This window comes from Novosphingobium percolationis, from assembly GCF_020179425.1.
GTDB lineage: Bacteria > Pseudomonadota > Alphaproteobacteria > Sphingomonadales > Sphingomonadaceae > Novosphingobium > Novosphingobium percolationis.
Genome location: NZ_JAILYM010000011.1, coordinates 23,497 through 43,096 on the forward strand (window position 1 = coordinate 23,497; position 19,600 = coordinate 43,096).

Sequence of the window (19,600 nt, forward strand, 5' to 3'; positions counted from 1 at the left end):
AAAAAACGTTATAATACTGACGCTTCATTCGGGCCGGATGAGACCCGCACGGCACGCCAACCGATCTTGCCGGTCTTGCCGGTCTTGCCGGTCTTGCCGGTCTTTTCCGCGCGTCTAACCGCAAGGCAAGAAACGTCGTATTTTTGCCCTGTAGCGAAAATCACTGCCAAATCAGGCGGTACGAAAATGTCATCCCGGGGAGTGCGGATGAAGGCGAAGGACTTGCCTTCGTGACGCTCCAATCGCCCCGACATTGTTTCGCACAAGCCCGGCAATTCGACAGCTTGTGAGGACCGCCAGTCCAACGGTGGACCGTCGGGTTCTGCGCGCCCCACTTCCAAAGTTGTCCCTGCTACGAGGTCGGCAATCTGGGGGAACCTGGCGTGTTTCAGCGCAATTCCCGAATTTACGCCCGTGGCAATATAGCTGAGCGCCTTGTCCTTGTTAACGTGATCAACGACCCCTTGGACATAGGTAAGGCTCTTGCGATCCAAACTGCGAAGAAGTGCCGTTGCCGCCGAACTCGCATCGGGCAAATCTTGCATGCTGCCATCGCCATTGATGCGCGAAAACCACTCGCTGCTTGCTGACTGCTGCAGTTCCTGGGGGATCTTGTACCCTGACTGTTCGCGGTATTTAAGCGCAAGCGATGTTTGGCGGGCAGCTTCGGCGTAGCGCTTTGCCAACGCAAGTCGATGGGCGAGATGGATGCGAATTTTCGCCACCTCTTGCTCTTCTCTTGCGAGTTGAGTGGCGTACACAAAACAGATCAACGCATCGTCGGGCCGTGACTTCTCGAGTATCTCGCCGAGCAAGGCCCAGGTCTAAGCGGCGCGGGACTGGCGCCGTAAGACCGGTGCCAAGCGCTTGATCGCAAGTTCATCTTCTCCGCGAGCCAGGTGAGCTTTGCTCTGGTAGTAATTTAGCCACTGATCGCTGGGATTTTCGACTAATGATTTGTCGAGAATGCCCAATCCCCAGTCAATCAACTCGGAAGACGATTGACCATCGGCAAGACGTGCTGCAGCTTCTCTGCAGATCGCACGTCGGAAGCGCTGTTCCAGGCTGTCGATTGTTTTGCCTTTGTCATTGACGAACGGCTGCCGATCATCATCGGAAAAATCATCTGTCCCGGCCCAACGCGCAAATCCGAGAAACTCGCGCCAGTCCTTCGAAACCTTGCCCGCCAGACGCAGCATCTGGGAAAAGGCGGTATCGCGTCGCAGAAGGTCTGCGAACTTGACAAATTCCCGCATGGATGGCGTGAATTGGTTGTTCAATTCAGTGGCGGACAAATGACCTGTCTCGTAGCGCCCCACCACATCCTTCATCTGGTCATAGAGCACCCAGGCGTATGCGCGCAGAAACCAGACATCGCGAGCATTCGCTTCGTAATTTTGTCTGGCCACATCCAATGCCTCGGATGAACGCCCCTGCTTTCGCAGTTTAAAGATTGTGTCGGATGTCATGGGTTGGTCGCTGCATCCGCTGACATCAGCCTCTGCACATCCTCGTAAAGCCCTTTGGTGCGGCCCGGACCGCCAACTTCCTGCGCGGCCGTCCAGGTCGACTTGCTGTTGAACGAAAAGTCGATATCCCCGCGTCGTGAAGCATCGGCAAAACTGACACGCAGACGATATGGAGATAATTCAACGCCGGTGCGTGCGATAGGCGACCCAGCCAGCGCACGGTCCATCAAGTCGAGGAACTTTTGGATGAATGCGTCCGGCCGGATGGCATCTTTCTTCCCGGCCACCTCGCCGAGAATGTCCAGCGCCTCACCGGCAAGGAGGCGGTCTGACACCGACCCTGGAGCCTCCGGGCTTGTCGCCAAAGATCGGCGATCCGGTAATCAATCATCCCCAAACCATCGTCGGTGAGACGCAAAAGTTGCAGTCGCAGGAAGCACGCCAGTTCGAGAATTTTGCGCTCACCGCGCATCCGCCTGAGCGTCGCGGGCTTGCGGTACAACATCGATCGCGCCTGAGCTTTCAGCATTCCGGTCGACAAGCCGAGGTCCAGCTTGTCGGCACCAAGCTTTTCAAGAAATCGATCTTCGCGATATGGTCGGCGAGGCCTTTGGTCTTACGAGAGGATGGGCCGTCTCGAAGCCATTCGAGCCGCGTTTTGCCGGTTGTTATCGTCTCCGACAGTCCCGGCAGCCAGGCCTTCGTCTGCTCCGCTCCGACTGCGGTCATGACGCCGGCCAACAGCCCCGCATCATGGTGGCGCCGGGCGGCTATTGCCGAACTCCTCAGTCGCCGCGAGGGAAGTTGGATATAGCGATGGTCAGCGATCCATGCACGCGCAGCTCGTTCTAAGTCGTCCGCCAGGAATTTGTCGCCGGCCTCGCGTCGCAGATGGCCGTTTAGCGCGCGTTCGCCATGTTCGGTGAGGTCGCGCAAACCCAGAGCCCGCTTGGCCACCTCCTGGTGCTCAAAAAGGGTGCGCCGTCGACGATACAGCGCACGGATCGAAGCCAGGTGCGGCGGCGCAATTTCGAGTTCAGCGCCCAAATGAGCCAGCACACGCGTTGGAATCATCTCAACGGAATTGAGCGGCGTTCCGGCGAGCCGCAGGAAACCGATCTGCAGCGCCACGCCCAACCTGTACAATGGACGACGTCGGCGGTTGACAGTTCGCCGCTCATCCTCGGCGAACGAGAAGAAATGCGCAATTTCAGAATCGGTCAAGTCGTCTGGAAACCGGTCCCCACCAAGATATTGTCGAAGTGGTGCGCCCACGACTCGATCCTCCTTAGGATGAGCCTACACACCGCAGGCAAAAGGTCGTAAAATCTGGCGGCCAATAAATATCAATGGCTTACTGATTTCTATCGATGTTAAATCTTATATTTCCGCAACTTGCTTAGTGGCACTTTTTGCACAATGGCTACGAGAACCCATATTTGCGCCTCCGAAAAATTTGATCTCTTCATCACACACTCCGTATCCTGGACCTCCGTTCATAACTGGAATTTTCCAGCTCCGAACGGTCCAAGATTCCGGGTGCAGGTCAGCCGGCGGTGAACGCGCGGTAATCGCTGGCAATTACTAAGAATGAGTCTGTGCCTGCCTCAATCCGGTCCGGAACCGATCGGTCGCTTCGACCAGTTCGCTGACGCCACCGACTGCCTCGACAGGTTGCTCACAGCTTTTCCGGTTCTGCAGGAGCGTCAAAGCTTGCCCGTCAGTTCCGGGACCAGGGTGAACAGGTCGCCCACGAGGCCGATGTCGGCGACTTGGAAGATCGGGGCGTCCTCGTCCTTGTTGATGGCGATGATGGTCTTGGAGTCCTTCATGCCGGCCAAGTGCTGGATCGCGCCCGAGATGCCGACGGCGATGTAGACTTCGGGGGCCACGATCTTGCCGGTCTGGCCGACCTGGTAGTCGTTGGGCACGTAGCCTGCATCGACCGCCGCGCGGCTCGCGCCGATGCCAGCGCCGAGCTTGTCGGCGAGCGGGGTGATGATCTGTTCGAAGGTGGCCGCATCCTTCAGCGCGCGGCCGCCCGAGACGATGATCTTGGCGCTGGTCAGTTCGGGGCGCTCGCTCTTGGCGATCTCGGCGCTGACGAAGCTGCTGAGGCCGCTGTCGGCGGTGGCGCTGACGGTCTCGACGCTGGCATTGCCCCCGCTGGTGGCGGCCTTGGCAAAGGCGGTGCCGCGCACGGTGATGACGAGCTTGGCGTCGCTGGACTCGACCGTGGCGATGGCGTTGCCGGCGTAGATCGGGCGGGTGAAGGTCCTGGGCCCCTCGACCGAGAGGATGTCCGAGATCTGCATGACATCGAGCAATGCTGCGACGCGCGGCGCGACGTTCTTGCCCGTGGTGGTGGCAGGCGCAACGAAGGCGTCGTAATCCGCCATCAGGCCTGCGACGAGCGGGGCGACGTTCTCCGCCAGCGCATTGTCGAGGCTGGCGTCGTCGGCCTTGAGCACCTTGGCCACGCCCGCGATCTGCGCGGCGGCCTGTGCGGCACCATCGCAGTTGGCGCCGGCGACCAGCGCGGTCACTTCGCCAAGCTGGCCCGCAGCGGTGACGGCGGCGAGCGTGGCGTCCTTGACGCTGGCGTTGTCGTGTTCGACCAGAACGAGAACCTTGGTCATCGTATCATTCCTTTCAACCCAACCCCGTTCGTGTCGAGCGAAGTCGAGACACTGCGAGCGTGGCTCGACTTCGCTCGAGCCGAAAGGAGGTGGTGAGTGTTCAGGCTACGCCCAATTCCTTGAGCTTGGCAACCAGCGCATCGACGTCGGGCACCTTGATCCCGGCGCTGCGCACCGGCGGTTCGGTGACCTTGAGCGTCCTGAGGCGCGGTGCGATGTCGACGCCGTAGTCGGCAGGCGTCTTGTTCGCGAGCGGCTTGGACTTGGCCTTCATGATGTTGGGCAGCGAGGCATAGCGCGGCTCGTTCAAACGCAGGTCGGTGGTGACCACGGCGGGCAGAGCCAGCTTCACCGTCTGCAGACCGCCGTCGATCTCGCGCTTGACCACCACGGCATCGCCCTCGACCGAGACCTCGTTGGCGAAGGTCCCCTGCGGGCGGCCGAGCAGCGCGGCGACCATCTGGCCGACCTGGTTGCTGTCATCGTCGATCGCCTGCTTGCCCGTGATGATCAGGCCGGGGGCTTCCTCGTCGGCAATCCCCTTGATGATCTTGGCCACCGCCAGCGGCTCGACCTCGACGCCGTCATCGACCTGCACCAGGATCGCCCGGTCCGCGCCCATCGCCAGCGCCGTGCGCAGCGTCTCCTGCGATTTCGCAACGCCCACCGACACCGCCACGATCTCGGTCACCACGCCCTTCTCCTTCAGGCGTATCGCTTCCTCGACCGCGATCTCGTCAAACGGGTTCATGCTCATCTTCACGTTCGCAAGATCAACCCCCGTGCCATCCGCCTTCACCCGAGGCTTCACGTTGTAGTCGATCACGCGCTTCACGCAGACCAGGGCTTGCATGGGCAAACATCTCCGACGGCAAGGATGTCTATCGACCACGGATGGGTTCGTTCAAAGGAATGGGAGACAGCGGAACCCAAGTTCGCCGATGAATTTCCTCAATAGTAATAAAAAGACCGAGGAGCTATCGGCATCGACATTGTTGGCAAATGATACTGGCAATTATCTGGTTCAGAAAATCGCAGTTCAAAGAAGCCGTAGGTTGATGAAGACGCCGTAGCTACCTCGGTAAGGGTGGAACTTTACTTACGAAAAAATGCCTGAACCACGCCTCAGAACTTATAGGAGAGATCCACGCCGAACCGGCGCAGCGCGCCGCCTGCGATAAAGTCGCCCCCGAATTCCGGCGCGATCACAACGTCTTCAACGTAGTGCTTGTTGAAAAGGTTGGTAGAAAATGCCGAAATCGAAAAACTGCCGACATCGACGCCCAGCCTTGCGTTGACCGTCGCGAAAGTATCGCGTGTGGAATTGTCGTAAGTAGCCGGTAAGCCGAAGATCGTGGGTGTGGTATTTCGCTGAACCGTGTGAAATGGCGTCGGACCGACAACCCTGAAGTCGACACGGCCGACAAGATTGACAAGATCCGTGACGGGGGCGTTCATCTGAACGCCCCCGTTGATCGAAAAGTCAGGCGTCGCAGGAGATTTGTTTCCTACCGTATAAGGGCGGCCGGAATTCTTCTTGATTTCGCTCTTTGTATAATTCCCGTTGACAAACATCTTGAAAATTGGGGAGATCCTGTAGTCAATCGATCCTTCTATTCCGTAGATTTTCACCTTGTCGATGTTCGAGGTGCTGCGCAGCAAGCCGAAATCACCCACGAAGAATTCAAAGAACTGCATATTCTTGACGTTGGTCAGGAAGCTTGCCACCTCGAAGTTGAGGCCGTTGAACGGACGTCCCTTCACCCCAATCTCAAACGCGCTGTTGGTTTCCTTCTTGATCAGGTCCGGAACCGAGATTCCCGCGCTGATGCCCACGGGCGGTGGTGGATTGAAGTAGCCGTTGATGATCGCCTCGGTGCCTGCCGGATTGAAGCCGCCAGCCTTGAAGCCGATGCCCCAGTTCCCGAAGATCGTGAGATCATTGTTCGGCTTGTAGGTGATCGTTATCTTCGGCTGGAGTTGCTTGAAGGTTGAAGAAATCGGCGCGATCACCCCAGATGGGTTGTATGCCGGATCAAGGCCGGGGTTGAGGAAATAGTTCGAGGGAGTCGTCGCGGTTCCAATCGGATACCCGGTACGCGGATTGCCAACCCAGCGCGTGCGAGCATTTACCGGAACATTGTTGATACGGTCACGCGCTTCGATATCATAGCGTAGCGCGACACCGAGGCGCAGCTTGTCGGTAGCGTCCCAGTCTCCGGCCGCAAATGCGGCATAAACATTGGTCCGATAGTTGTCATCTGTCAGGTTTTCGGTCGGGAAGCGGGGGTCCATCGTAAAGCACTGACGCGTCCCGCCAAGTCCCGTGTCAAGCGTCAGGTTCACACAAACCCGCCTGTCGATGAAGATGTAGCTTCCACCCAGCTGCCAGTTGAAGGAAGAGCCTTCCCCACCCATGAGCCGGATTTCGGAAATTACGTCTGTCTGCGTACGGCGATTGCCCTGGATGCCGTCGCAAGTGGAAGGCGAATAGGGCATCGCAAAGCCGAATGCCGCATTGTATTTCGTGAACGGTGCCTGGTTGACAACCCCTGCGGTGGCCGCACGGCTGCGGAGGCAGGTCGGTTCATTGTTGAAGAAGCCGAACGCGCCGCTGGTCCCACCGGCAATGTATTCGTTCTTGTTGTTGTTATATGCGACAACACCGATCAGCGAACCGAAGTCGAAATTCTGTCGCAGCCTCATCGATGCGCCATAAGTCCGCTGCCAGTGCTTGGCCTCGGTGTCATCGGTAAAGATGAACTTGTGATCGCTGACCTTTGCGTTGAATATCGGATCGTTGAACGCCTGGGCGAGCGTAGGAATCTGGAAAACCGCATTGAAGCTCAGTGCGCCGCCGTGGCTCCTGCCATAGTTGGCCTTCAGGTCGATTTCGGTATCGTCCGAAGGTGCCAGCAGGATTCGCCCGAAGAGGTTCAGCTTGTTGTAGCTGTCTACCGATGCCGGATTGCCGCGATAACCATAGACGCTCTGATGCAAATCCGATCCGACAAACGTGTTGCGATAATAGCCGTCCGACTTGGTCCACTCACCGTTAAGTACGAACCCGACACTGTCGGTGATGGGGCCGCTCAACAGTCCGGACATGAGGTACGTATTGTCGTTCGCGACACGCCCCTTGATCTGCCCGGACAATTCCGGCGTAGGCTTTTTGGTGGTGATCACGATTGCACCGGCCGACGCATTGCGCCCGTAGATCGCGCCTTGCGGACCCTTGAGGATTTCCACCTGTGCAAGCGCACCCTGGGGCTCGTTGGTCGAGGCGATACTCGTCTTGAGCACGCCATCGACCACCAAGGCAATGTTGTTCTCCGCATCGCGGGGGCTGTTCAGGCCTCTGATGTTGATCGACACGTCGGATGGATCGGTCGTCGCGGTTTGAATGGTGACACCCGATGTCAGGTTCACGAAATCGACCGCGACGCGTGCCTTGGTGTTTTCGATCGTGTCTGCGGACAGCACGGCCACCGACGCCGGGACATTCTTCAAGGATTCGTTCTGCTGCCGTGCGGTAACAATGATTTCCTCGACTTCGCTTCCGGATGAAGTCTGTTCAGCCTGGGCATCATTACTGCTCGCAACAGCCTGTGCGCTCACATTCCCAGGGATCAGCGCCAAGGCCCACGTACAGCCACACATGAGACGCGATATTGTTTTCAAATTCATTTTGCCCTCTCCCTTGCTTACCAAGCTCGGCTGTGCGCGCCGTTACAGTTGCGCATAGGTGTCCAGATGCAGACTTGGTTTCCCGTTGGGGGTAAAGCCGAAGAGGCGCATGAGTCTTGGAGATCCTTGCGAACAAGGATTGAACAATCCTGCGAGGGTGCACCAAGAAGGCTTGCCCCAATCACCCTGCATTCCGCTCAAGAAGCATCAAGGCTGCCGGCGCAGAAGGCACGCTTCTTGTCGAGCCGGAAGGGGCCACGATCCGACGGGGAACAAGCCCAATGGGGGGACACCCTTCCGGTTGCGCCCGATGGGTGGCTAGCCCGTCTTATTCACCGGCGGGGGCCTGAAGGGTTGGCGGGAGTGGCATAAGCCTCTGATCTGAATTAGGAACTGGGTGTCTACGCCGACCCTGCTGCAGGGCAGAAAATGCCACAGGCCACACCCGCCATGAAAGACGTTATCTCAACCTCATTCCGATTCCCAGCGGTCGGCGGGAAGAAGATCACAGCCGCGTTTGATGGTGGCCGACTAACCTCGGACGGCGGCGTTCTGCTGCTTGCGCAGGCCGAGCGCGCGATGGGGCTCTGCCGGCGGCTTGCGAGTTGCATCGCCGACCCGCGTGACCCGACGCGGGTGATCCATCGCCTCGATGACATCCTACGTGCCCGGGTGTTCGCGATCGCGTGCGGCTATGAAGATGCCGATGATCTCGACGCCCTGCGCGACGATCCGGGCTTCCGCCTGGCGCTGGGCAAGTTGCCGGGATCGGGCGCGGGGCTTGCCAGCCAACCGACGATGAGCCGCTGGGAGAATGCTCCGACCACACGTGAGCTGGCCAGGATGATGGCTGAGATGATCGGCGTCTACTGCGCCAGCTATCCGGCTCCACCGGCGGCGGTGACGCTGGACCTCGATGATACCTGCGATGTCGTGCACGGCTATCAGCAGTTGTCCTTCTGGAACGGGCATCACGGTGAGCGCTGCTTCCTGCCGATCCATGTGTACGACACCGCGACCGGTCGTCCGGTCGCGATTCTGCTGCGCACCGGCAAGACGCCGTCGGGCGCCGAAGTTGCCGGCCACATCCGGCGCCTGGTGCGTCATATCCGCCGGTACTGGCCGGAAACGCACATCACCTTCTGCGGCGACGGGCATTATGGCCGCCCCGAAGTCAAGGCCTTCTGCGAGGCCCACCGCGTCGATTACGTGTTCGGCTTGCCGACCAATGCCGCGCTGCGTGCTGATACGGTCATCGTTGCCATCGTCGATGCCTGCGCGGTCAAGCGGGCCACGGCCCAGTATCCGGTCCTGCGCAACTATGCCGAAACGCACTACGGCGCGAAGAGTTGGAAGTGCCAGCGCCGCGTCGTCGCCCGGATCGAGGCCAGCACGCTGGGCATGGACATCCGCTATGTCGTCACCTCACTGACCGAAGGCTCAGCCGAGCATATCTATGACACGCTCTACTGCGCGCGCGGCCAGACCGAAAGGCTGATCAAGCGCCACAAGGCTCAACTCGCTAGCGATCGCACCTCGTGCCGATCCGCCAACGCCAACCAGATGCGCCTCATCCTCCACACCGCTGTCTACTGGCTGATGTGGCGCATCCAACAGGAAATCCCCAAGACAGCCGCGCTCGCCACAGCCGAGTTCGCAACGCTACGCCTGCGGCTGCTCAAGGTCGCTGCCCGCGTCATCGAAACCTCCTCGCGTATCCATCTCGCCTTCGCGTCAGCCTGCCCGGACGCCGGCGTGTTCAAAGCCATCGCCACCATTCTCCGGCCAGCACCGACATAGCCAGTGCGGCAGTGCCGATGAAAGCCCGAGCCCTCGTCCATCAACCTCGAAAAGCCCATCGCTCCTGCTGCGGGGAAAAACGCCGGCGCCGGCGCTCGCCCAGATCACGCGGCAACCGACCCACCAAACCCTAAACACCCCAGTGCAGCGGGCTCATGAATAAGCCGGGCTAGAGGCGATGCCGCGAAATCGAGCCTTGATTGCTGACAACCCCTCGATCGACGGGCCACAAGCAGCGTGTCCCCCGCACGACCGAACCTGTCACGGCCTTGCGGGGGATGGGGAATGCAACAGTCCGGTCGTTCAGACGCGAACGAATTTCGATGGTCATCAAAGCGCGGTGGTTGCAGTCTGACGATCGAATATCATCGATTCGTAGCCCGAATTCCGTACCGATTGAAGTTCTGAACGGTAATTGCCGAGACCACCGAGATAAAACATCACTGCGTTTTTCTTGCCAGGAATGTTCGCCCCGAAAATCCACGATTCCGCCTTAGGGAACAGTGTCATGTTGGCAATTGTCCGGCAGGTTTCCACCCAGGCATCTTCGGCTTCCTGCGTCGGCTCGATAGTGGAGCGGCCGTCAGCTTCCATGGTTGCAATCGTGTCGGAAATCCATTCCACCTGGCTTTCGAGACTGGGAGGAAGGTTTGTGAATGGACCGTTGGGGCCCAGGATCATGAACATGTTCGGAAAGTCGGCTTCCATCATCCCGAGGTAACCCAGAGGGCCATCGGCCCACTTGTCCCGGATGGTGACGCCACCGCGTCCCCGAATATCGATCTTCGTATAGTTTCCATCGACCGCATCGAAACCTGTAGCGAAAATCACCGCGTCAAGTTCGTGTTCGATCCCACTGGCCAAGCGGATGCCTCTTGTCGTGAATTCTGCGATCGGATCGTCCTTGACGTCTGCCAGCGATACGTTTTTCCGGTTGTAAACACCGTAATAATCCGTCGCGCACAGCGGGCGCTTGGCATAGATATCGCCGGGCGTCAGTTTCCGGGCGATTTCTGGATCCTTCACGATCTTGGCAATTTTCCGCTTGATGAAGTTTGCCGCCGAGGTGTTAACCTCATCGCTGATCGCGACATCGTTGAAGGTCTCGAACATGAAGCGGAATCCACCACCGCGCTGCCACGCTTCCTCGAATACGCACTCCCGCTCGGCCTCGGGGACGTCGATTCCCGCAACGGTGCTCTCGACAAAACCGAAGGCGACATTCGAACTCTTTATCTGCTTCCAGATTTCGTCATAGTTGGCCTTGTAGGTATCGATCGTCTCAGTGTCTTCGGGCCAGTTTCCGATCGGAACGACGTATTGGGCAGATCGTTGGAATACGGTCAGGTGCTTTACCTGGGGCGCCAGGGCAATGATCACCTGAATTCCGGTTGAGCCCGTCCCGATTATGCCGACACGCTTTCCGCTGAGATCGACCCCTTCAGGCCACGCGCCTGTATGGTAAATGTCACCGGCATAGTCGTCGATGCCACAGAACGTCGGCTTGTTGATCGCCGAAAGAAGTCCCAGGCCGGTAATGAGATACTTGGCCGATGCCGTCTCACCCTTGTCCGTTACTACATGCCATAGCCCAGTCGCTTCGTCGAAACGGGTCGATACTATCTTGGTGTTGAACTGATAGCTGCTGCGCAAGTCGAAGCGGTCAGCGACATTGTTGAGATATTCCAAAATCTCGGGCTGAGTGAGATAGCGGGTCTGCCAGCTGCCTTGATCAAGGAGTTCCTTGTCGAATGAGAAGCGATAGCAGAAGCTCTCGGTATCCGAGAGCGCTCCCGGGTAACGATTCCAGTACCAGGTCCCTCCGACATCGCTCGCATTGTCATAGGCCTTTACGTGGAGACCCTGGTCATTACGCAGCTTGTGGACCGCATAGAGCCCTCCGAAGCCTCCGCCGATCACAATTGCGTCAAAGTCCGCGCCAGGGGTCTTTGTCGCGGTCACATTTCTGATCATATTTACCTCCAGCGCGGGATTTCCGCGCAAACCATTGTTGCAAGATGCGTTTTTCCGGCGGTCAAAGTGCGCGATACCACGCTGAGATCCTGAGCAATTCGTCGTCCGCCTCATGCGCGCGCCCGGCAAGGGCCGGAAAGACATGCTGCATTCCGGGGACGACCGAGAGGGTGACGGAAACGCCTGCGTTGCGAGCTTTTTCGCTCAACGACTCGGCATCGCTCAGCAATGCCTCGGCTCCACCGGCATTGATATAAAGCGGCGGGAAGCCCTGAAAGTCATTCTCGAGTGGATTGGCCAGCGGATCCAGCGGGTCCGCAGTGCCGCCAAGAAACATCGAGATCATGCCCTCGAGTATCTGGCGCCCGACAAGAGCGTCCGTCGCCGCGTTGGCTTCGAGTGTCGCGCCACGCAGCGCCATGTCCAGCCAGGGAGAAAAAGCTATGATGCTGCCCGGAAGTTGCCGGCCCAGCTCACGGAGCCGAAACGCAATGGCAATGGCGAGATTGCCGCCCGCACTGTCCCCCGCAGTCGTTATGAATCCAGGGTGGAAACCTCTTTCGATCAAACCGAGATATGCGGCGATCCCGTCTTCGATCTGGGCAGGGAACGGAAATTCGGGGGACCGCCGGTAATCGGGAATGAACGCAGTTACGCCCAGAGCGCTGGCAAGATGCCCTGCGAGCTTGCGATGACTATCTGCCGATCCCACGGCGAAACCTCCGCCGTGGGTGTAGAGAATGACGCGCGCGGAATCGGCGTCTTGCGGAAATGCCCATATTCCCGGGACTCCGCCGACTTCATCTGATTTGTAGCTTACGCCCTCGGGTTCACGTGCTGGTTTGCCCCACTCGTCGAACATACTGCGCAAATCGGCAATCGACATTGCGGGATTGGCGGCCATCCGGCTGCTCCAATCCTCGTACAATTCGCGCAGGAAATCTGCTTCCCGATTGTCCGCCATTTGGCCTCTCCATCCATCTTTTTTTGAACGCCCCAATCGATCGTTGTCCGAAACTTCGGGCGGCCGAGAGCTGATCCAGTGGAGAAGCTATGTCGTGCTTGGCTTCAGGTCTTGAATTTTACTGCGCGTTCCGTTGTCGTTTTTTGCGGCCACCCAGAGGCAGGTCTCCTAGACCCGCTCCAGCAGCAGCGCGCTTCCTTGTCCGACGCCCACGCACATAGACACAATGGCGTAGCGCCCGGTCCCTTGAGCAAGTTCAATCGCTGCGCTGCCCGTAATCCGTGCCCCGGACATGCCCAGCGGATGACCGAGCGCGATCGCTCCGCCGTTGGGATTTACGCGATGATCTTCATCATCCAGACCCAACGACCGCGTGCAGGCCAGCGCCTGGCTGGCAAAGGCTTCGTTCAGTTCGATCACGCCGATGTCGCCCATCGTCAGCGATTGCCGAGCGAGTATCTTTCTGATCGCCGGAACCGGACCGATACCCATGATCCGGGGAGGAACCCCAGCTGCCGCAGCGGTCACCACTCGGGCAAGGGGTGTCAGCCCATATCGACGAACAGCTTCCTTCGACGCCAGCAGCAATGCTGCGGCACCATCGTTCACCCCGGATGCGTTTCCTGCCGTGACGGTCCCGTCGGTACGCACGATTGGTCGTAGTCGAGCGAGGTCATCTATGGTCGTGTTCGGTTTCGGATGCTCGTCAGCGTCAATTATCGCGGCTTGCCCCCGCTTCACTGGGGCGCTGACCGCCACGATTTCCCGCGCCAATCGTCCGTTGCTGCCTGCTCTGGCAGCCTTGGCCTGCGACCGCAGGGCAAAGGCATCCTGATCGGTCCGCCCGATCGAATACTCCATCGCGACGTTTTCGGCGGTCTCGGGCATCGAGTCGACGCCATAGCTCGTCTGCATCGCCGGATTGACGAATCGCCATCCAATGGTCGTATCCTCCATGGCGACAGCGCGTGAGAACGCGGTTTCGGCTTTTAGCTGAACAAACGGGGCTCGACTCATGCTCTCCACGCCGCCAGCGATCACAAGCTGGAGTTCACCGCACCGTATCGACCGGGCACCAGTGATAACCGCCTCAAGACCTGAGGCGCAAAGGCGATTCAGGGTCAGGCCGGGAACTTCCTCGGGTAGGCCCGCGAGCAGGGCAGCCATGCGGGCCACGTTTCGGTTGTCCTCGCCTGCCTGATTTGCGCAGCCAAGCAGGACCTCATCGATCTCGACCAGGTCGATCGACCGATTTCGCTCGATCAGGGATCTGATCGGAACAGCGGCCAGATCGTCGGCGCGTACCCTGGCAAGGGCCCCGCCGTGGCGGCCGATCGGCGTGCGGATGAAATCGCAGATGAACACATCAGCCATGTCTTCAGACCTATCTTCAAGTTCAGGCATCCGCGAACGACCTGGCGTCGCGAACCAGGTTCGTGATCAGTGAAGGGACTCTCCAGCCCAGAGGGTCGGCGGACGAAAACTCGGTGATCCTTGCAACCACGCAAGCCGGAGTCAATGTGTCCGCGTGATACATCAGTCCCCCTCGCCAGCGAGGGAATCCGTAGCCATGAACCAAGACCAGATCGATGTCCTGTGTCGAGGCGGCGATTCCTTCTTCAAGAATAAGGCAGGCTTCGACGATCATGGACGTGATAATTCGATCGACAATCTGCGCCTCACTCAAAGTCCGACGGGCAAAGCCTTCTTTCGCCGAGATCGCCACGATGAGGTCTTCGACCAAGGCGGACGGCCGGAGCCGACCCGCGTCATCGTAATCATACCAGCCAGCCATCGATTTACGGCCAAGTCTACCATGCTCTTCGACCAGGCACTCGAGTATGGGAAGCATTCTTGCGTCGGCGCGGCCGTCCAGGCGTTGTCGCTGGCGATTGGCATATGCAATATCGAGACCCGACATGTCCTGGGCTTCATAGGGGCCCATGGCCATGCCGAATCCCCGCATTGCCGCATCGATGCTCGACGGTGTTGCGCCCTCGGCAAGAAGGATGTCCGCCGTTTGGCGATATCGGGTCAGTATCCGGTTTCCGATGAAGCCATCGCACACACCGGCCACGACCGGCACTTTGCCTAGCATCCTGGCGAGCGCGATGCCCACGCCAAGAGTTTCCGGAGCCGTTCTGCCACCACGCACGATCTCGAGCAGTTTCATCACGTGCGCAGGACTGAAGAAGTGCAATCCCAGGAAGCGCGCGGGCTCGGGAACACTTTCCGCCAGAAGATCGACATCCAGGTACGAGGTATTCGTTGCGAGAATTGTCGAAGGCGGCAGATTGTCACCAAGGGCTGCAAAGATAGCCTTTTTGACAGCGAAATTCTCGAACACGGCTTCGATGGCGATGTCAGCCGCCCCGAGATTTTCGAGCCCCACCACCACGTTCGTCAAACTGCTGATACTGTTAGCCTCTTTCTCGGTCAGGACCCCCTTCTTTGTGCCTTGTTCGACCAGCCCCGAGAATCGCCGCCGGGCATCTGCTGCCCGCTGGGCATCCATCTCGACCAAGGTCACCGTGATTGAGGCTCGGGCAAGGGCGTAGGCTATGCTCGCGCCCATATTCCCCCCGCCTACGACAATCGCCCGTTCGATCGGACGGTCTGGTCTTGGGTAACATGACCGGGTTGAAGCGGCGCGCTCGGCGAAGAAGATGTGGCGCAATGCCTTGGCCTGATCGGATCCGCGAAGTTCGAGGAAGGCCTCCCGCTCGCGATTCATCCCGACATCAAGGTCCCAGTCGGTACTCCCGGCCACCAGTTCCAGCGCGCGCTCGGGGGCCTTCTGCCCTCGGGCGCGGCGGGCAGCATCCCTGGCAATGGCCGACACCGCATCTGGATGTGCCGCTGGCGCGGGACGCCGGTCGGCGACCAGCATGGTATCGAGTTGATTCCGGTCCATGCCGAGAGCGGCGGCGACGGGATCGGATGCAACACTATCGACAAGTCCGATATCATGCGCCTCCCGTGCCGACAGCAGCCTTCCGTGCACAATCATGTCGAGCGCGTGGGGGATGCCCACAATACGGGGCAGACGCTGCGTTCCACCAGCGCCCGGCACTACCCCGAGCGTCACTTCGGGCAGGCCCAGCCGGGCCGAAGGTGCGGCAACCCTGCACCGGCAGGCCAGCGCAATCTCGAGGCCTCCGCCAAGCGCGCTCCCATTGATCGCAGCGATGGTCGGCACGGAGAGTTGCGCGATCTCCCGCAGCACGTCGTTCAAATGCGGCTCTATCGGAGCATCGCCAAATTCCCGGGCATCGGCCCCGGCCACGAACGCCTTGCCTGCCCCGGTTATGACAATTCGCTCGGGATCGCTGGCGGCGGCCGTGCGTATCGCCGCAAGCAGGGCGGCACGTACCGCAGCCTTCAGGAGGTTGAGCGGAGGATTGTCGATGGTCAGAAGCGCAACACGATTTCGCCACTCGATCCGCACCAGTTGCCCATCGCTCACGCACAAACTCCTGCGAAACGCGAAACGAATTTCGTGTTGAGGTAGCCATCGAAAGTCTCGCTGCCGCCTTCGGTGCCATATCCACTGTCACGGACCCCTCCGAACGGGGTTTCGGGCAAGGCCAGTCCAAAATGATTGATGCTGACCATGCCGGCCTGCAGGCATGCCGCAGCGCGGTCCGCGCGTTCAAGCGAGTTGGTGAAGACATAGGACGCCAGGCCGAACGGCAATGCGTTTGCCCGATCGATGGCATCGCTCATGTCGTCAAAGCGCGAAACCACGGCGATGGGGCCAAAAGGTTCATCCCGCATCAGCGCGATACGATCGTCCGCAGTATCGACGATAGTCGGTGCGAAGAAATAGCCCGCATTCCCCTGTCGTGTGCCGCCGGCAAGGATGGCGGCTCCACCGGCGCGCGCGTCGTCGACCAGGCGTTCCATTTCGGCAATCCGCCGGGCGTGACACACTGGCCCCATCTGGATATCGGGCTCAAGGCCGTCACCCACTTTGACCGTCGCAAAGGCATCAACCAGAGCTGCGACAAAGCGTTTGTGAACGCTCGCCTGCACAAAGAACCTGGTCGGCGATATGCAGACCTGTCCTGCGTTGCGCAGCTTGTTGCCGGCCAGCACCCTTGCGGTCGCCTCGGCGTCTGCATCATCGAAAATCAGGACAGGCGCATGACCGCCAAGTTCCATCGTGGCGCGCTTCATGTGACGACCAGCGAGTTCGGCAAGGCTCTTGCCGACTTCGACCGATCCGGTGAAGGTGATCTTGCGAACATCGGGATGGGCCACCAATGTTTCTGAAATCATTGCGGCATTGCCCCAGACGAGATTGAGGCATCCATCAGGCAATCCCGCTTCCTGCAGATAGCGGGCGATGGCCATACACGCAGACGGGGCTTCCGCAGGGCCTTTCAGGATCATTGTGCAACCGCAGGCCAATGCTGCGGCAACCTTTCGCACTGCCTGGCTCAAAGGGAAGTTCCATGGCGTGATTGCCAGGCAGACGCCCACCGGTTCCCGCAGAACCTGCTGCTGTACAGCAGGGGATCGCGATGGGATTATGCGACCGTAGATGCGACGCCCTTCTTCGGCGTGCCAATCGATATGATCGGCCGAAGAACGCACTTCAACAATCGCTTCGGCCAATGGCTTTCCCTCGTCGAGGGTAATGGCGGCTGCAATTGCCTGTTCGTTCTCACGAAGCAGATTGGCAAACCTGCGCAGTATGGCGCTGCGATCAAGCGGCGAAAGCTGCCGCCACCCTTCGAATGCCACGCGGGCCGATCTCACCGAAGCCTCGAGATCATCGGGCGTCGCTTTCGCGATAAGCCCGATCTGCTGGGCGGTCGCCGGGTTGATGACGGGCTGGGTTTCGCGCTCTTCCGGGCCGATCCACGTGCCTGCGATGAACAGTGCGATGTCTGCATAGTCATGTTGAGTCATAACAATCCTCTTCACCGTCGAGTTTTGGCAACCACGCGGAACTGGACAAACCCGATTTTATTCCGCTCTGCGGAAATATATTCCGCAATATTGACAAACCTCTTACTACCAGTGTAGAGACATTTCAAGTCGGCAACGGCCGGGGTGAGAGGAGTATTGCGGTGCGACCGCGCAAGGAGCTTTCAAAACAGGAAGGTACGGACCGCGATTTCGTGGTTGCCCTGGCGCGTGGACTCGAGGTCTTGCGCGCTTTCCGCAGGGAGGGTGAGGCGCTGGGCAACGGCGATTTTGCCGCTCGGACCGGCTTGAGCAAATCGACCATATCGAGATTGACTTATACGCTGCACCGCCTTGGCTACCTCAGCTTCGACCCGGAAACAGCCCGATACCGCCTCGCCCCGCCGGTACTTTCGCTGGGATTCTCATGCCTTGCCGGATTGCCGGTCATAGATCTGGCCAAGCCGTACATGCAGGAACTTGCAGACTATTCGGGCATGCCTGTTGCGCTGGCAGGCAGGGATCGCCTGACGATGATATACTTGGAGCGTTGCCGCGGCTCGAACCCGATCACGCTCGCGATCGACGTGGGAGCCCATATCAAACTGGCGACCACGGCCGTGGGCCGCGCCTTTCTGGCGGGGATATCCGAAGAGCGCAGATCTGAAATTATCGAGGACATCCGCCACCACGAGGGTCAGGCATGGCCGGCAATCGAGAGAGGGATAAATGATGCTCTCGAGACCTACGCCAAACACGGATACTGCCTCTCGATCGGCGAATGGAAGGCGGATGTGAACTCCGTTGCCGTGCCCTTCATCCCTGCAAACGGTGCGCCCGTTCTGGCCTTCAATTGCGGCGGGGCGGCATCTCATCTGACTCGCGACTGGATCGAAACCGACATTGCTGCCCGGCTGATTGAACTTGTCCGCAACGTCAGCGCCATTTCGCCCTGAGCCTTTAGGAAGCCCATTTCATGTCAATGGACAACGAAACTCTTTCACAGTTCCTGGACACGCTGGATCGCTTTGTTCGCGAGCGGCTCATTCCGTGCGAAACCGAGGTGGCCGAGAATGATGCAATTCCCCAGGCTCTTGCCGAGGAAATCCGGAACATGGGTCTTTTCGGCATGTCGATACCCGAGGCGTTTGGTGGCCTCGGCCTGACCATGTCCGAAGAGGTAAAGGCGGCATTTATTCTTGGTCAAGCATCTCCCGCATTCCGATCTCTGTTCGGCACGAACAACGGCATTGGATCGCAGGGTATCATCATTGACGGCACGCCTGAGCAAAGGGAGCACTACCTGCCTCGCCTAGCCACGGGCGAATTGATTTCATCCTTTGCCCTGACAGAGCCCGATGCTGGCTCCGACGCTGGCTCACTTTCCACATCCGCGAAGCGGGACAGCGAGCACTTTGTGATAAATGGCACCAAGCGCTATATTACCAACGCTCCGCTGGCAGGGTTATTTACGGTGTTCGCCCGTACCAAGCCGGGAACCAAAGGTTCCTCCGGGGTCACCGCCTTCCTCGTGGACGGGACTACCCCTGGTATCTCGTTCGGTGCACGCGATCGCAAGATGGGACAGAAGGGATCGCAGACCTGCGATGTGATCTTCCAGGATGTGCGTGTGCATGAATCGTCGATCATCGGCGGGCCTGAATTCGAAAACAAAGGGTTTCGGACAGCGATGAAGGTCCTTGATCGCGGCCGCTTACACATATCAGCTATATGCGTCGGGGCCGCCGAGCGGCTGATCAAGGAAAGCCTCGCTTACGCCCTGGAGCGTAAGCAGTTCGGTGAACCCCTAGCCGAAAAGCAGCTTATTCAGGCCATGCTGGCTGACAGCAAGGCCGAGGCTTTTGCCGCACGATGCATGATCGAGGAAACCGCTCGTCGGCGCGACGCGGGCCAGGACGTGTCAACCGACGCGGCGTGCTGCAAGATGTTCGCCAGCGAGATGGTCGGCCGGGTCGCGGATCGCGCAGTCCAGATTCATGGCGGCGCGGGCTATATGTCTGAATACCCGGTGGAGCGGTTCTACCGCGATGTGCGCCTGTTCCGTATCTACGAAGGCACCACCCAAATTCAACAACTGATAATCGCCCGAAACATGATCAAGGAAGCCGCCTTCTGATCGGAGCAACTTCCTC

At 59.2% G+C, this 19,600-nt stretch carries 15 protein-coding genes; 3 read left to right on the plus strand and 12 right to left on the minus strand.

From position 1 onward, the window contains the following. Positions 1-8: 8 nt before the first annotated feature. From K3A84_RS19615 to K3A84_RS19645, 7 genes are all read right to left on the minus strand, one after another. The gene (locus tag K3A84_RS19615; RefSeq protein ID WP_124809285.1) at positions 9-815 is read right to left on the minus strand and encodes a DUF7017 domain-containing protein; all 807 of its coding nucleotides are present in this window, start codon (positions 813-815) and stop codon (positions 9-11) included. A gap of 9 nt (positions 816-824) precedes the next feature. Beyond that, the gene (locus tag K3A84_RS19620; protein ID WP_124809286.1) at positions 825-1,469 is read right to left on the minus strand and encodes a hypothetical protein; all 645 of its coding nucleotides are present in this window, start codon (positions 1,467-1,469) and stop codon (positions 825-827) included. Then, entirely contained in the window at positions 1,466-1,804 is a 339-nt protein-coding gene (locus tag K3A84_RS19625; RefSeq protein WP_124809287.1) for a hypothetical protein, read from the minus strand. The genes K3A84_RS19620 and K3A84_RS19625 overlap by 4 nt, the downstream gene beginning before the upstream one ends. Before the next feature lie 187 nt (positions 1,805-1,991). Continuing rightward, positions 1,992-2,693, minus strand: coding sequence for a DUF4158 domain-containing protein (locus K3A84_RS19630; RefSeq protein ID WP_255631073.1), 702 nt, complete (start codon positions 2,691-2,693; stop codon positions 1,992-1,994). Between the two features lie 482 nt (positions 2,694-3,175). After that, entirely contained in the window at positions 3,176-4,108 is a 933-nt protein-coding gene (locus K3A84_RS19635) for an electron transfer flavoprotein subunit alpha/FixB family protein (protein WP_124809289.1), read from the minus strand. Between the two features lie 100 nt (positions 4,109-4,208). Next, positions 4,209-4,961 (minus strand): electron transfer flavoprotein subunit beta/FixA family protein, encoded by a 753-nt coding sequence (locus K3A84_RS19640; protein WP_124809290.1) that lies wholly within the window; start codon positions 4,959-4,961, stop codon positions 4,209-4,211. A 272-nt stretch (positions 4,962-5,233) separates the two neighbouring features. Next, the gene (locus tag K3A84_RS19645; RefSeq protein ID WP_225011209.1) at positions 5,234-7,747 is read right to left on the minus strand and encodes a TonB-dependent receptor; all 2,514 of its coding nucleotides are present in this window, start codon (positions 7,745-7,747) and stop codon (positions 5,234-5,236) included. Positions 7,748-8,224: 477 nt separating this feature from the next. On the opposite strand from K3A84_RS19645, the gene K3A84_RS19650 reads away from it, so the two are divergent. Next, positions 8,225-9,595: an IS1380 family transposase gene (locus K3A84_RS19650; RefSeq protein WP_124809292.1), complete on the plus strand. Its 1,371-nt coding sequence runs from the start codon at positions 8,225-8,227 to the stop codon at positions 9,593-9,595. Positions 9,596-9,925: 330 nt separating this feature from the next. Here the strand turns inward: K3A84_RS19650 and K3A84_RS19655 are convergent, their stop codons facing one another. The 5 genes from K3A84_RS19655 to K3A84_RS19675 form a co-directional block, all read right to left on the minus strand. Next, positions 9,926-11,569, minus strand: a complete 1,644-nt coding sequence (locus K3A84_RS19655; protein ID WP_029995535.1) for a flavin-containing monooxygenase — start codon at positions 11,567-11,569, stop codon at positions 9,926-9,928. A 61-nt stretch (positions 11,570-11,630) separates the two neighbouring features. Then, positions 11,631-12,533 (minus strand): alpha/beta hydrolase, encoded by a 903-nt coding sequence (locus K3A84_RS19660; protein ID WP_029995534.1) that lies wholly within the window; start codon positions 12,531-12,533, stop codon positions 11,631-11,633. A 168-nt stretch (positions 12,534-12,701) separates the two neighbouring features. Next, positions 12,702-13,907 carry a 3-oxoadipyl-CoA thiolase gene (gene pcaF, locus K3A84_RS19665; protein WP_029995533.1) on the minus strand — a complete coding sequence of 402 codons (1,206 nt, stop codon included), beginning with the start codon at positions 13,905-13,907 and terminating at the stop codon, positions 12,702-12,704. A 22-nt stretch (positions 13,908-13,929) separates the two neighbouring features. Further along, positions 13,930-15,999, minus strand: coding sequence for an FAD-dependent oxidoreductase (locus K3A84_RS19670; RefSeq protein WP_223806615.1), 2,070 nt, complete (start codon positions 15,997-15,999; stop codon positions 13,930-13,932). After that, positions 15,996-17,450: an NAD-dependent succinate-semialdehyde dehydrogenase gene (locus tag K3A84_RS19675; RefSeq protein ID WP_029995531.1), complete on the minus strand. Its 1,455-nt coding sequence runs from the start codon at positions 17,448-17,450 to the stop codon at positions 15,996-15,998. Before K3A84_RS19675 ends, K3A84_RS19670 begins: the two co-directional genes overlap by 4 nt. Positions 17,451-17,611: 161 nt before the next feature. On the opposite strand from K3A84_RS19675, the gene K3A84_RS19680 reads away from it, so the two are divergent. Together K3A84_RS19680 and K3A84_RS19685 are read left to right on the plus strand one after the other, a co-directional pair. After that, a complete protein-coding gene (locus tag K3A84_RS19680; RefSeq protein ID WP_029995530.1) occupies positions 17,612-18,403 on the plus strand; it encodes an IclR family transcriptional regulator in 792 nt (263 codons plus the stop codon). Between the two features lie 20 nt (positions 18,404-18,423). Further along, positions 18,424-19,584, plus strand: coding sequence for an acyl-CoA dehydrogenase family protein (locus K3A84_RS19685; RefSeq protein WP_029995529.1), 1,161 nt, complete (start codon positions 18,424-18,426; stop codon positions 19,582-19,584). Positions 19,585-19,600 lie beyond the last annotated feature (16 nt).

Coding starts and splice junctions, on each gene's coding strand:
- K3A84_RS19620 (WP_124809286.1), bottom strand. CDS start 1,469: ATGACATCCGACACAATCTTTAAACTGCGAAAGCAGGGGCGTTCATCC.
- K3A84_RS19635 (WP_124809289.1), bottom strand. CDS start 4,108: ATGACCAAGGTTCTCGTTCTGGTCGAACACGACAACGCCAGCGTCAAG.
- K3A84_RS19640 (WP_124809290.1), bottom strand. CDS start 4,961: ATGCAAGCCCTGGTCTGCGTGAAGCGCGTGATCGACTACAACGTGAAG.
- K3A84_RS19650 (WP_124809292.1), top strand. CDS start 8,225: ATGCCACAGGCCACACCCGCCATGAAAGACGTTATCTCAACCTCATTC.
- K3A84_RS19655 (WP_029995535.1), bottom strand. CDS start 11,569: ATGATCAGAAATGTGACCGCGACAAAGACCCCTGGCGCGGACTTTGAC.
- K3A84_RS19660 (WP_029995534.1), bottom strand. CDS start 12,533: ATGGCGGACAATCGGGAAGCAGATTTCCTGCGCGAATTGTACGAGGAT.
- pcaF (WP_029995533.1), bottom strand. CDS start 13,907: ATGGCTGATGTGTTCATCTGCGATTTCATCCGCACGCCGATCGGCCGC.
- K3A84_RS19675 (WP_029995531.1), bottom strand. CDS start 17,450: ATGACTCAACATGACTATGCAGACATCGCACTGTTCATCGCAGGCACG.
- K3A84_RS19685 (WP_029995529.1), top strand. CDS start 18,424: ATGTCAATGGACAACGAAACTCTTTCACAGTTCCTGGACACGCTGGAT.